This is a genomic window from Oerskovia rustica (assembly GCF_014836555.1).
Classification (GTDB): domain Bacteria; phylum Actinomycetota; class Actinomycetes; order Actinomycetales; family Cellulomonadaceae; genus Oerskovia; species Oerskovia rustica.
In genome coordinates this window covers 57,726-70,601 of record NZ_JACSQQ010000004.1, presented here as the reverse complement: position 1 = coordinate 70,601, position 12,876 = coordinate 57,726, and the positions used below count along the sequence as shown (strand labels likewise).

Sequence of the window (12,876 nt, the reverse complement as noted above, 5' to 3'; positions counted from 1 at the left end):
TCCGTGACAGGAGGGTTGTGCGTCGCTGTGCCGTCCCCGCACTGATGGCAGCACGGATCGAGACACAGCAAGATCCCAAGGTACCCGGTCAGGGCCGGGGTCGGGAAATCTGGGGGACGAGCCGGCGCCGGCGGCGCCCCGGGGGGGCCGCCGCCGGAGCCCGGGCTAGTTGCCCCTGCCTCCGCCGTTGCCCTGGCCGGCCGACGCGTCCCCGCCGTTGCCCTCCGGTGGGGTCGTCGGTGTCGGCGTGGGCGTCGGGGTGGGTGTCGGGTTGGGCGCACTGGGCTTGGGGCCCTTCGACAGGACGATCGAGACGCGGGAGCCGGGTTCGACCTGCTTGCCACCGGGGGCGCGGATCACCACGCCCGGCGGCTGGTCGGACCAGTCCTCCGTGAAGCTCACCTCGAGCCCGAGGCCCGCCAGGATCTGCGCGACGTCGTCCTTCGACCTGCCCACGAGGTCGGTCGGGACCGTCGCCAGCTCGGGGACCACGGGGTCGGGCTCGACGGGCTCGTCGACCGGCGGGATCTCGGTGGGCTCCTCGCTGGGGGTCTCGGTCGGGATCGGCTTCTTGGGCGTGTACTTGGGGAACTCCTGGACCTCCGCGTACTGCGGGAGCGCGAGCACGCCCTCCATGTACGAGGTCCAGGCCTCGACGGGCCACGTGCCACCTGTGATGGCCGGGTTGCGCCCCGTGGCCCACTTGCCGAACGGGGTGATCGACTCCTGGGCGTGCGTCTCGTCGTTCGTCTGGTAGAGACCCACGACGGTCGCGAGCTGCGGCACGTAGCCGGCGAACCAGGCGGACTTGTTGTCGTTCGAGGTGCCCGTCTTGCCGGCGACCGGGCGTCCCACGGCCTTGGCAAACTGGCCCGAACCGCCCTTCTGCTCGACGACCTGGGTCATCGCATAGGTCGCGGCGGCCATGACGTCGGGCTCGAAGACCTTCCCGTTCCGGCCCGCGGGCTCCCAGATCTCCGCGTCGTTGCTCAGCATCTTGACCGACTGCACCACGTGCGGCGTCGACTCGTAACCCTGGGCGGCGAACGTCGCGTACGCGTGCGTGATGTCGAGTGCTCGCACCGACGCGGAGCCCAGCACGTTGGACGGGACCGCCGCGAGGTCCTGGGTGTTCTCGGGGATGCCGGCGCGGATCGCGACCTCCTTGGTCGCCTCGGGACCGACCTCCATGTTGAGCGCCGCATACACGGTGTTGACCGAGTTCGCGGTCGCCTTCACCAGGTCGATCTGGCCGTACCCGTAGTTCCCGAAGTTGACGACCTTTCGGTCCCCGTCGTAGAAGCCGGGAACCTGGATCCCGTTCTCGCCGTCGTACCGGGCAGACAGGTCGATGCCCTTCTCCAGAGCGGCGACGAGGGTGAACGGCTTGAAGGTCGAGCCGGCCTGTGCCACTCCTCGCGTGGCCGAGTTGTACTGCTTCGTGACGAAGTCAGGCCCGCCGTACACGGCCTTGACCGCACCGTCGGCCGGGTCGATCGAGACGATCGACGGCTTGAGGTTCGGCGACGCCGGGTGGTCCCCCTCGCGGGGGATGGTGGTCTCGGCGGTCTGGACCGCCATGGCCTGCATGTCCTTGTCGATCGTCGTGGTGATCTTGTAGCCCTTGACCTCGAGGTCACCCTCGTCGTTCCCGGCAGCGACCCACTCGTTCTTCACCAGCTCCAGCAGGTAGCCCGCCTGGCCGCCCTTGGAGTTGGCCTGGACCTTGTCCTTGACCTCGGGGAAGGCCGCCTCCGCCTTCTCCGCAGCGGTGATGTACCCCTGATCGGCCATGCGGTTGATCACGCGCTCCCACTTCTGCTGCGCGATCTCAGGGCTGACGGCGGGGTCGTAGTTCGTCGGGTTCGGGATGATCGCCGTGATCATCGCCGCCTGGGAGATGGTGAGCTCCGACGCCGGGATGCCGAAGTACGTCTGCGCCGCAGCCTCGATCCCATGCGCGCCACGACCGAAGTAGATGGTGTTGAGGTAGTTCCCGAGGATCTGCTCCTTCGGCTGCTTCTGCGTCAGGCGCAGGGCGAGCATGGCCTCGCGGAACTTGCCCGCGTAGCTGGAGATCGTCTCGTCGGAGTAGTAGCGCTCGGCGTACTGCTGGGTGATGGTCGAGGCACCCTGTCGGGCGCCGCCCGAGAGGTTGTTCAGGAGGGCGCGCCCCATGCCCTTGATGTCGATCCCGGAGTTCTCCCAGAAGGTGGCGTCCTCCGACGCGACGACGGAGTTGCCGACGTACTTCGGGAGCGTCTCGAACGGGACGATCACACGGTTCTCGGTGAGGAAGTTCCCGATCTCCGTCACGCCGTCGGAGTAGTAGACCGTCGTCTTCTGCTGCTTGGCGTAGGCAGCCTCTGCGGGGACCGTGGTGGTGGCGTAGGCCGCGATGAACACTCCGGCGACCAGCGCGACGCCGGCCAGGAACGTCCCGAGCAGGACGCGCCACGACGGGAGCCAACGGCGGAATCCCTTGACGTGGGACCGGGGGTAGTTGAAGAAGCGGCGCTTGCGCGCCGTGGTGCCCGTGCGCGCCGTGCCTCCGGTGCGCGCCGTGCCCTTCGTCTGCCTCGCGGAGCTCGCCACGGTTCACCTTCCTCTGGGGGTCACTTCAGGTCCGGACCGGACCGCGCTGCGCCCAGGGGGAGGGCGACGGGGACGCGGGACATGCATCGGACCACCCTGAACAATAGGCCGTCAGCCCGTGAGGACAAGGACCTGCACAGGGGGAGGAGCATTGTTTCGCCACAGCCCCGCGGCAGTTCCGCCAGTCCTTCACATCTGGTCGGTCGCACGGGCCGCACAGCGTTCTATGCACCGGCGCATTGCGCAGCGGTTCGATTGCACCTAGCCTGTCGATGTATCGACTCGATACATCGAGTAGGTGAGCAAGCCCGAACCGCCCTCCGCGCGGCCACGGTCCCGGCGGAAGAGGAGGTGTCATGGCACGCAGTCGTTCGGACGTGCTGGAGACCGCCATCCTCGGCCTCCTGAACGAGTCCCCGCTGCACGGGTACGAGCTGCGGAAGCGGCTCAACCTGATGCTCGGCTCGTTCCGTGCCTTTTCCTACGGTTCCCTCTACCCGGCGCTCAAGGCGATGGTCGCGCACGGCCACATCGTCGGCACCGAGTCCCCTACCACCCCTCCCCACGCACTGTCCGGCAAGCGTGCCCGGATCGTGTACCAGCTCACGGCCGAGGGCAAGGAGCGTCTTCAGACGGTCCTCGCGACCTCGGGACCGTCGGCCTGGGAGGACGAGAGCTTCGACGTCCGGTTCGCGTTCTTCGCGCAGACCGACGCCGAGACCCGTCTCCGCATCCTCGAGGGCCGGCGCAGCCGGCTCACCGAGAGGCTGGAGTCGGTCAAGGAGTCCGCCGCCCGCACTCGCGAGCGCCTGGACGAATACACCCTTGAGCTGCAGCGTCACGGCCTGGAACAGGTCGAACGTGAGGTTCGCTGGCTCGACGGACTGATCACGACCGAGCGCGACCGTCGTCGCACCCGGCCGTCGAGCGGCCCCGAGAACCGTCACGGGCAAGACAACCACTAACTATCAAGCCGTCGGCGCGCAGCGCCCCGGCACTGACAGCAAGGAGCGAGGATGTCCTCCATCCGCGTCGCCATCGTTGGCGTCGGAAACTGCGCATCTTCCCTGGTCCAGGGCGTGCACTACTACCGCGATGCTGACCCGAGCAGCACCGTGCCCGGACTGATGCACGTGCAGTTCGGTGACTACCACGTGTCCGACCTGGAGTTCGTCGCCGCTTTCGACGTCGACGCCAAGAAGGTCGGCTTCGACCTCTCGGAGGCCATCAACGCCTCGGAGAACAACACGATCAAGATCGCCGACGTGCCGCCCCTGGGTGTCACCGTCCAGCGCGGTGTGACGAACGACGGCCTCGGCAAGTACTACCGCGAGACCATCGAGGAGTCGGACGCCGAGCCGGTCGACATCGTCGCCGCACTCAAGGAGTCGGGCGCCGACGTGCTCGTCTGCTACCTGCCCGTCGGTTCGGAGATCGCCGCGAAGTACTACGCGCAGTGCGCGATCGACGCGGGCGTCGCGTTCGTCAACGCCCTGCCGGTCTTCATCGCCTCCGACCCCGAGTGGGCCGCGAAGTTCGAGGCCGCCGGTGTCCCGATCGTCGGCGACGACATCAAGTCGCAGGTCGGCGCGACCATCACGCACCGCGTGCTCGCGAAGCTCTTCGAGGACCGCGGCGTCGTGCTGGACCGTACGTACCAGCTGAACGTCGGCGGCAACATGGACTTCAAGAACATGCTCGAGCGCACGCGCCTCGAGTCCAAGAAGATCTCGAAGACGCAGGCCGTGACGTCGAACCTCGAGGGTCCCCTCGGTGGCAAGACCGAGGACCGCAACGTCCACATCGGCCCGTCGGACTACGTCGCGTGGCTCGACGACCGCAAGTGGGCCTACGTCCGCCTCGAGGGTCGCGCGTTCGGCGAGGTGCCCCTGAACCTGGAGTACAAGCTCGAGGTCTGGGACTCCCCCAACTCGGCCGGCATCATCATCGACGCCGTGCGCGCCGCGAAGATCGCCAAGGACCGCGGCGTCGGTGGCCCGATCCTCTCGGCCTCGACGTACTTCATGAAGTCCCCGCCGGTCCAGATGGAGGACACGAAGGGCCGTGCGGCTCTGGAGGCCTTCATCTCCGGTGAGAACGAGCGCTGATCCGTAGCGAGCCTGCGAGTGCAGGACCAGCGCGACCGTAGAAACCTGCGCTGATCCGACGCTCGCGAGGAGGGTCCGGAACCTGAGGGTTCCGGGCCCTCTTCGCATACCCGTCTCGCCTGCCGGGGCCGGTCCCAGCCCCCTGCCCACCCCACCCCCGCACCCCGGTGCACCCCCGGATCCGGAGGGGCGCGCCGCCGTCGGGCCGTCCGGGGGCGGGGATCGCTCTCACCACCGCATACCCTGAACCGGTGGGTGTGATCTCGGAACTCGGCGTCCTGCTTCGGCTGCGCGACTTCAGGAAGCTCTTCGCCGTCCGGCTCGTCAGCCAGGCGGGCGACGGGATGTTCCAGGTCGGGCTGGCGTCGCTCCTCTTCTTCTCCCCGGAGTCCCAGGGCACGGCGGCGTCGATCGCCGCGGCGTTCGCGGTGATGCTGGCCCCGTTCACGATCGTGGGTCCGTTCGCGGGGGTCTTCCTCGACCGGTGGAGCCGGCGCCAGGTCCTGGTGTGGGGGAACGCGGTGCGCGTGGTCCTGACGGCCGCGACCGCGGTCCTCATGCTGACCACGGGCGTGACGCCGTGGATCTACGTGCTGGCGCTGGCCACGCTCTCGGTCAACCGCTTCCTGCTCGCGGGCCTGTCGGCGGGCCTGCCGCGCGTGGTCGACGGTCCGCTGCTGCTCACGGCGAACTCGCTGACCCCCACGCTGGGCGCCGCGGCGGCCTTCGTGGGCGGTGGCATCGGTTTCCTGCTCAGCCTGACGTTCGAGCCGGGGCGGGAGAAGGACTCGGTCGCGCTGGTGTGCGCGGCCCTCGTGTTCGGTGCCGCGTCGTTGCTGGCGCTGCGCATGTCGCGCGGGCTGCTGGGGCCGGACCGGCCCGCGGAGGCGGCGATCACGACGGAGATCGCGAAGGTCGCGCGCGGCCTCGCGGACGGCGCCCGCTATCTCATCGCGCGCCGCACACCGGGCCAGGCCCTCATGGTCATGGCGACGCACCGGTTCCTGTACGGGGTCACGTTCATCGCGTCGATCCTCATCTCGCGCAACCTGCTCTCGGACCCGGGCAACACCACTGCGGGCCTGGCGACGTTCGCGACGGTCGTGGGCCTCACGGGGGTCGGTGGCGCGTTCGCCGTCGTGCTGACCCCGACGCTCTCGCGGTACACGGGGCCGCACCTGTGGATCGCGCTCATGCTGGGTCTGGCGTCGGCGAGCCAGCTCCTGCTCGTCACGACGCCGTCGCGCACGGTCGTATACGCGGGCGCCCTGCTGCTGGGCCTGGCCGCGCAGGCGACGAAGATCGCGGTGGACACGATCGTGCAGCGCGACACCGCGGACGCCTTCCGGGGACGCGCCTTCGCGTTCTACGACGTCCTGTACAACGCGGCGTTCGTGGGAGCGGCCGCCCTCGCGGCGTTCACCCTGCCGGACACGGGGTACTCGCGTCCGGTCTTCGTGGTCCTCGCGGTCGCGTACGCGGCCGCCGCGCTGGTCTTCGGCCGGTTCGGCGCACGGCACGCCGCAGGGCCCGACGGCGCCGCTCCCCTTCCCGAGGCGGCTCCCGACGAGCACCCCGCGGCGGGGTGACGTAGCCCACCCGCTCGTTCTCCGCACGGCCCTGCGCCGCGGCGGGCCGCCGCCGTGCCACCGATGACTCCTGCCCGGAAAAGGAGTCGTCAGGACCGGGGGGAATATCCGAGGATAACTGAGCGTAGTTCTCGTAGGGCGTACGACATCCCGACCGACGCTCCCCCTCTCGCTGCGCGCCGTCCCCCGTCGCGTGAGTGCGCACCGACCCCACAGGAGAGCCCATGCAGGTACCGCAGAGCACCGCCCCGTCCTTACCCGTCTCGGAGAAGCTGTCGCGGGAGAACTTCCTCGTGATCGCACTCCTCCTCGTCTCGGCGTCGGTCGTGATCCTCAACGAGACGACCATGGGCGTCGCCCTCCCTCACCTCATGGAGGAGATGGGGATCACGGCGTCGACCGGCCAGTGGCTGACCACCGCCTTCATGCTCACGATGGCGGTCGTCATCCCGGCGACGGGCTTCCTGCTCCAGCGTCTGGGTACGCGCGGGGCGTTCCTGCTCGCGATGTCTCTGTTCAGCGCGGGCACGGCCCTCGCGGCGTTCGCGCCGGGCTTCGGCTGGCTCCTCGGCGCCCGCGTCGTGCAGGCGTCGGGCACGGCGATCATGATGCCGCTGCTCATGACGACCATCATGACGCTCGTCCCGCCGTCGGCCCGTGGCCGGATCATGGGGAACGTCGCGATCGTCATGGCCGCGGCCCCGGCCCTCGGACCCACGCTGTCGGGCCTGGTCCTCGAGACCCTGTCCTGGCGCTGGATCTTCGGCCTCGTGCTGCCGATCGCCCTCGTCGCCCTCGTGTTCGGCGCGAAGTACGTCAAGGACTCGGCCGACCGTACACACACGCGCCTCGACCCGTTGTCGCTGTTCCTCGCTGCCCTCGCGTTCGGTGGGCTGGTCTTCGGCCTGTCCAACCTGGGTGAGGCCGCACGCGCCACGCCGGCCGTGCCCGTGTGGATCCCGCTCGTCGTGGGGCCCGTGTTCCTCGTGCTGTTCGTCGCGCGCCAGCTCGTCCTGCAGCGCCGCGACGCGGCACTGCTCGACCTGCGCGTGTTCTCCTCGCGCGGCTTCACGGTCTCGCTCGGCATCATGTCGGTCGCGATGATCGCGCTGTTCGGCTCGATCATCCTGCTGCCGCTGTACCTGCAGAGCTCGCTGGGTCTCGACCCGGTCTACACGGGCCTGATGATGCTGCCGGGCGGCCTGATCATGGGTCTGCTGGGCCCGACCGTCGGACGCCTGTACGACCGCCTCGGCCCGCGCCCCCTGGTCCTGCCGGGGCTCAGCGCGGTCGCCGTCTCGCTCGCAGCGCTGACCACGGTCGGCGCCACGACGTCGCCGTGGTTCGTCCTGGGTGCGCACGTCGTGCTGAGCCTGGGCCTGGCCTTCGTGTTCACGCCGCTGTTCACGGGTGCGCTCTCGGCGCTCAAGCCGTCGCTGTACTCGCACGGGAGCGCCATGATCGGCACGGTGCAGCAGCTCGCGGGCGCGGCCGGGACGGCGCTGTTCATCGCCGTCATGACCTCGCACGAGGTCGCCCGGGCCGCCGAGGGCGCGAGCCCGCAGGTCGCCCTCGCCGACGGTGTGTCCTCGGCGTTCGTCTGGGGCGCCGTGGTCATGCTCGTCGCGGTCGCGCTGTCGTTCCTGCTGCGCAAGCCGGCGGCCGTGGAGGCCCCGGCCGTCCTGTCCGACGACGTCACGCCCCTCGCGCAGGACGCCCCCGTCCTCGAGACGGCGGGCGAGGCGACCGAGCGCCGCTGACGGTTCGACCGGTCCCGCGGGGGACCGGGCGCGAAGGGCGGGCACCGACGGTGCCCACCCTTCGCGCGTCAGGACCGCGGGTCACGCCTCGCGCCCGGCCCACCAGGTCAGCAGCTCCTCACGAGCGACGTCCTCGCCGAGCGGTCCGCGGTCCAGGCGCAGCTCCAGCAGGAACTTGTAGGCCTGCCCCACCTCGGGACCCGGCGAGATGCCCAGGGCCTCCATGATCTGCTGGCCGTCGAGGTCGGGGCGGATCGAGGCCAGCTCCTCCTCGCCACGGAGCCGTTCGATGCGCTGCTCGAGGTCCGTGTACGCGTCGGAGAGACGCTGCGCCTTGCGCTTGTTGCGTGTGGTCGAGTCCGCGCGCGTCAGGCGGTGGAGGCGCTCCAGGAGCGGACCCGCGTCGGTCACGTAGCGGCGCACCGCGGAGTCGGTCCACTCCCCCTCGCCGTAGCCGTGGAAGCGCAGGTGCAGCTCGACGAGCCGGGCCACCTGCTTCACGGTGTCCTTGTCGTAGCGCAGCTCCTTGAGGCGCTTCGCCGCGAGCTTGGCGCCCACGACCTCGTGGTGGTGGAAGCTCACTCCGCCGCCCGACTCGAACCGGCGCGTGGCCGGCTTGCCGATGTCGTGCAGGAGCGATGCGAGGCGCAGGACGAGGTCCGGGCCCGGCACCGCGCCGTCGGGCCCGGTCTCCTGGGCGATCGCCTGCTCCAGCACCGTGAGCGAGTGCTGGTAGACGTCCTTGTGCCGGTGGTGCTCGTCGATCTCGAGGCGCAGCGCCGGGAGCTCGGGCAGGACGTGGTCGGCCAGACCCGTCTCGACGAGGACCTCGAGCCCCTTGCGGGGGTCGTCGGACAGCAGCAGCTTGGTCAGCTCGTCCCGGACGCGCTCGGCCGAGACGATCTCGATGCGCGACGCCATGTCGACGATCGCCGCGTGCGTCGCGGGCTCGACCTCGAACCCGAGCTGGGCCGCGAAGCGCGCCGCCCGCATCATGCGCAGCGGGTCGTCGTCGAACGAGCGCTCCGGGGCGATCGGGGTGCGCAGGACACCGATCGCGAGGTCGCCGAGCCCGTCGTGCGGGTCGACGAACAGCATCTCCGGGACCCGGACCGCCATGGCGTTGACCGTGAAGTCACGCCGCGACAGGTCACCGACCAGGGTGTCGCCGAACGCGACGAGCGGCTTGCGCGACGCGGCGTCGTACTCGTCCGTGCGGTACGTCGTGACCTCGACGACCAGCTCCCCCACGCCCCGCGGGCTCCCCTTCGGTGCGAAGCGCTTGGCCCCGATCGTGCCGAACTCCTTGCCGATGTCCCAGTGCGCGTCGCCCCAGGCCGCGAGCAGCGCCTGGGTCTGGTCCGGGTCCGCCGACGTGGCGAAGTCGAGGTCGTTGCTCGCTCTCCCCAGGAACGCGTCCCGGACCGGACCGCCGACGAGTGCCAGCTCGTGGCCGGCCGCACGGAACAGCTCGCCCAGCTCGATCGCGGCGGGCGCCATCTCGGTCAGCACCGCCAGCGCACGCCGGAGGAGCTCGAGCTGTTCGGGCGTCGTCGGCACCCCGCGAGACCCCTCGGCGGGCAGCACGACGGGGTCGGGGACGGGAGAGTTCTGGGAAGGAGTCGGCACGACATCCAAGCGTGCCAGATCAGGCGCGGACTCCACACTCGGTAATGTTGGGTCATGTCCACCCCAGCGCACTCTCCGGACCATCGCGGTGTACCTGCACCGCCCGGTGGTCACGCGCTGCGGAGAGACCCGGAGACCCACCGGGACCCCGTCCCGTCGCCGGGGCCGCCCCCACCGCTGCCCGTCGTCGAGGAGATCTCCGCAGGTGGGCTGGTCGTCGACACGTTCGAGGGCCTGTTCCGCGCGGCGGTCATCGCCCGCCGCAACCGCGGCGGTCGGCTCGAGTGGTGCCTGCCGAAGGGGCACCTCGAAGGTGAGGAGACCCCGGAGGAGGCCGCCGTCCGGGAGATCGCCGAGGAGACGGGGATCACGGGATCCGTGCAGACGCCGCTCGGGATCATCGACTACTGGTTCACCGGCGAGGACCGCCGTGTGCACAAGGTGGTCCACCACTTCCTGCTCCGGGCGACCGGTGGGCGGCTGACCGTCGAGGGCGACCCCGACGGCGAGGCCGAGGACGTCGCCTGGATCCCGTTCGACGAGCTGCCTGATCGCCTGTCCTACCCCAACGAGCGACGGCTCGCCGCGGTCGCCCACGACGTCCTCCGGGGGCGACGCACGAACGCCCACTTCCGGGGTACCGTGACTCGCACCGTCGTCCGTACCAGCCGGCCGGCACCCGACGACCCACGGAACCCGACCGACCACCCATGAGCTTTCACTTCCCCGGTGGCGCGCGCCGCGCCTCGACGCGCCGTCCAGCCGCGCGCGACCCGCTCTCGTCCCAGGGCGCCCCGGCGCACGGCACCCCTCGGTCGTCGACGACCGCCACCCGACGAGCGTCTCGCTCGCGCACGCGCGCTCTTCTCACCTCCCTGTTCGTCCTCGGGCTCGCCGTCCTGCCGTCGGCCGCGGCCGCGACACCCACCTCGCCCACCGCACTGTCGGTAGCGGAGGATGTCCGGACCGCGCCCCCCGGGACGGGCGTCGCCGCGGACACGGACCCGACGACCTCGTCCGCCGAGGCGGGTGCGGTCTCGACGACGCTCGTCTCGATGTCACCGGCCACGGTCGGGCCCGGTGACACGCTCACGGTCGTCGCACGGATCCACAACGGCACCCAGGACACGCTCGAGAGCCCGCGGGCCACGCTCGGCGTCAACTGGCGTGTCGTCGGTACCCGGTCGGCGCTCGACGCATGGGCCGAGGCCCCCACGTCGCAGCAGGTCGCCGGGCGCATGACCGTGGAGAACCTGGATCCTCTCGCCCCCGGCCAGGACACCACCGTCACGTTCTCGGTCGCGGCCGACGACCTCAACCTCGCACCCGGCTCGGCGTGGGGCCCACGTCCCCTCTCCGTCACCGTCGAGGACGGCGGCGAACGCCTCGACGTCCTGCGCACGTTCTTTCTGTGGGGAGAGTCGCCGGCGCCCCTCCCGGTCAAGGTCAGCCTGATCGCGCCCGTGACCGGTCCCGCCCTAGGACTCTCTGCGACCACCGGCGACGCCGGGACTCCGGGCACGACGAGCGTCGAGGTCCACGCCGTGGACGAAGCGGTCGATGCCGACCGGCGCCTGGGTCGACTCGTGTCCGCGACCGCGGACGTCCCGGAGATCGCGTGGGCGATCGACCCCGCGATCCTCGCGGCCGCCGAGACGTCCGCGGCCCCCGCCTCCCATGCGTGGGCGACGCTCGTGCGCGAGGGGACCGCCGCACGGACCGTCTTCGGCCTGCGCCCCTACGACCCGGACCCCGCCGCCTACGCCCAGGTGGGCGCCACCCTCCCGGCGACGACGACCCCCCTCCCGGGCGGCGCCACCCTCGACCCGGCCTGGCGGACCGACCTCACCTATCCGACCGACGACGTGCTCGACCAGCGAACCGTCCGCACGAGCGTCCAGTCAGGTTCACCGCTGGTGGTCGTCCGGGGCGACGGGCTCGCCCCGGAGAGCTCGGTGAACCACACCCCGACCGGCCTCGCTACCGTCGCGACGGACGCGGGCCCTGCGACCGCCCTGGTCGCCGACCACCAGCTCACCAAGGTCTTCACGGAAGCCACCAGCTTCGAGCGGGACGCCGACGACCTGTCCGCGGCCGACGCGACGCAGCGACTCCTGGCCGACCTCGCGGTCGTCGCCTCCGAGCGACCCACCGAGACCCGCCATCTCGTCGTCGCGCTCCCCCGCTCGTGGGACCCGGACGCCGCCGCGCTCTCGGCGGTCCTCGGAGCCTTCCACGGGGCGAGCTGGGTGGACGTCTCCTCCATCGACGACCTCCTCTCGTCGCCGGTGCCGGACGTCGCGAGGACCTCGCTGCCCGGGGCCGAGGTCACCGAAGGAACCCTGCCGGCCGCGGAGATGAACGCGCTCGAGCGCGCCCGCGCCGAGGTCGCCGACTTCGCGACGATCGCCTCCGATCCCGCACCGGTCGTCCAGGGCGCGGAGCCCGCCCTCGTGGTCCCCTCCGCGATCGCCTACCGTTCCCTTCCCGACGAACGGACCGAGGCGGTGGACACCGCGGTCGAGGGAGCAGCCATGGTCCGGTCGTCGGTGTCCGTCGTCCCCCGCGGGCTCGACGTCATGCTGATCAACACGTCGGGCAATCTCCCCGTCAGGGTGCGCAACGCGCTCGACCAGCCCGTCACCGTCCAGGTTGCCCTGCGGCCCGACAACGGCCTCCTCAAGGTCGTCTCGTTCCCCGCCGGCCCGGTTCCTGCCGGGGCCGAGGTCGACTTCAAGGTTCCCGTCCGGGCCATCGGCAGCGGCGACGTGAGCGTCTCGGTCGAGCTCCTCAGCGTCCCCGCCGGCACCGTCGTCTCACCACCGTCGGAGTTCGTCGTGCAGGTACGGGCCGAGTGGGAGAACACCGGGACCGCGATCTTCGCCGGAGTCGTCGCGCTCCTCATGATCGGTGGCATCTGGCGCACGATCCGACGCGGCCGGTCACCGCGCCGCGTCGCCGAGCTGACCCCCGCGACAGGCGTCCCGGGAGCTCAGGGCGGCGCGACGCCGTCGGGCCGCTCGACAGGTCACGACGGGTGAAGCACGCCCGACCCGCCGGCGCTCCACGGACCCGCCGTACCAGCCCAGCAACCACGCCGGCGCTCGGCGACACCGGTCGTGAGACCGCCGACGCTCCCGAGGAGTCCGCGCCTGCCGCTGCCCCCGCGAAGAGCAGCCTCGGCCGGAGCTCGGC

Annotated in this window: 8 protein-coding genes; 6 read left to right on the top strand and 2 right to left on the bottom strand. The window is 70.9% G+C overall.

The window, feature by feature from the left end; genetic code table 11:
• Positions 1-165 precede the first annotated feature (165 nt).
• Positions 166-2,595, bottom strand: a complete 2,430-nt coding sequence (locus H9652_RS03285) for a transglycosylase domain-containing protein (RefSeq protein WP_191794711.1) — start codon at positions 2,593-2,595, stop codon at positions 166-168.
• 356 nt (positions 2,596-2,951) lie between these two features.
• Between H9652_RS03285 and H9652_RS03280 the strand changes: the two genes are divergently transcribed.
• From H9652_RS03280 to H9652_RS03265, 4 genes are all read left to right on the top strand, one after another.
• Entirely contained in the window at positions 2,952-3,560 is a 609-nt protein-coding gene (locus tag H9652_RS03280) for a PadR family transcriptional regulator (RefSeq protein ID WP_138827010.1), read from the top strand.
• Positions 3,561-3,611: 51 nt separating this feature from the next.
• Positions 3,612-4,703, top strand: a complete 1,092-nt coding sequence (locus tag H9652_RS03275; protein WP_191791221.1) for an inositol-3-phosphate synthase — start codon at positions 3,612-3,614, stop codon at positions 4,701-4,703.
• A 251-nt stretch (positions 4,704-4,954) separates the two neighbouring features.
• Positions 4,955-6,292 carry an MFS transporter gene (locus tag H9652_RS03270; RefSeq protein WP_191794708.1) on the top strand — a complete coding sequence of 446 codons (1,338 nt, stop codon included), beginning with the start codon at positions 4,955-4,957 and terminating at the stop codon, positions 6,290-6,292.
• Positions 6,293-6,516: 224 nt separating this feature from the next.
• Entirely contained in the window at positions 6,517-8,052 is a 1,536-nt protein-coding gene (locus tag H9652_RS03265) for an MDR family MFS transporter (RefSeq protein ID WP_191794706.1), read from the top strand.
• Between the two features lie 81 nt (positions 8,053-8,133).
• Here H9652_RS03265 and H9652_RS03260 read toward each other — a convergent pair whose 3' ends face one another.
• Complete coding sequence (locus tag H9652_RS03260) at positions 8,134-9,552, bottom strand: CCA tRNA nucleotidyltransferase (protein WP_404821991.1); 1,419 nt, start codon at positions 9,550-9,552, stop codon at positions 8,134-8,136.
• A 183-nt stretch (positions 9,553-9,735) separates the two neighbouring features.
• Between H9652_RS03260 and H9652_RS03255 the strand changes: the two genes are divergently transcribed.
• The gene (locus H9652_RS03255; RefSeq protein WP_138827005.1) at positions 9,736-10,395 is read left to right on the top strand and encodes an NUDIX hydrolase; all 660 of its coding nucleotides are present in this window, start codon (positions 9,736-9,738) and stop codon (positions 10,393-10,395) included.
• Positions 10,392-12,722 (top strand): DUF6049 family protein, encoded by a 2,331-nt coding sequence (locus H9652_RS03250; RefSeq protein ID WP_191794702.1) that lies wholly within the window; start codon positions 10,392-10,394, stop codon positions 12,720-12,722. Before H9652_RS03255 ends, H9652_RS03250 begins: the two co-directional genes overlap by 4 nt.
• Positions 12,723-12,876: the final 154 nt, after the last annotated feature.

Coding starts and splice junctions, on each gene's coding strand:
- H9652_RS03280 (WP_138827010.1), top strand. CDS start 2,952: ATGGCACGCAGTCGTTCGGACGTGCTGGAGACCGCCATCCTCGGCCTC.
- H9652_RS03265 (WP_191794706.1), top strand. CDS start 6,517: ATGCAGGTACCGCAGAGCACCGCCCCGTCCTTACCCGTCTCGGAGAAG.
- H9652_RS03275 (WP_191791221.1), top strand. CDS start 3,612: ATGTCCTCCATCCGCGTCGCCATCGTTGGCGTCGGAAACTGCGCATCT.
- H9652_RS03250 (WP_191794702.1), top strand. CDS start 10,392: ATGAGCTTTCACTTCCCCGGTGGCGCGCGCCGCGCCTCGACGCGCCGT.
- H9652_RS03260 (WP_404821991.1), bottom strand. CDS start 9,552: ATGGCGCCCGCCGCGATCGAGCTGGGCGAGCTGTTCCGTGCGGCCGGC.
- H9652_RS03255 (WP_138827005.1), top strand. CDS start 9,736: ATGTCCACCCCAGCGCACTCTCCGGACCATCGCGGTGTACCTGCACCG.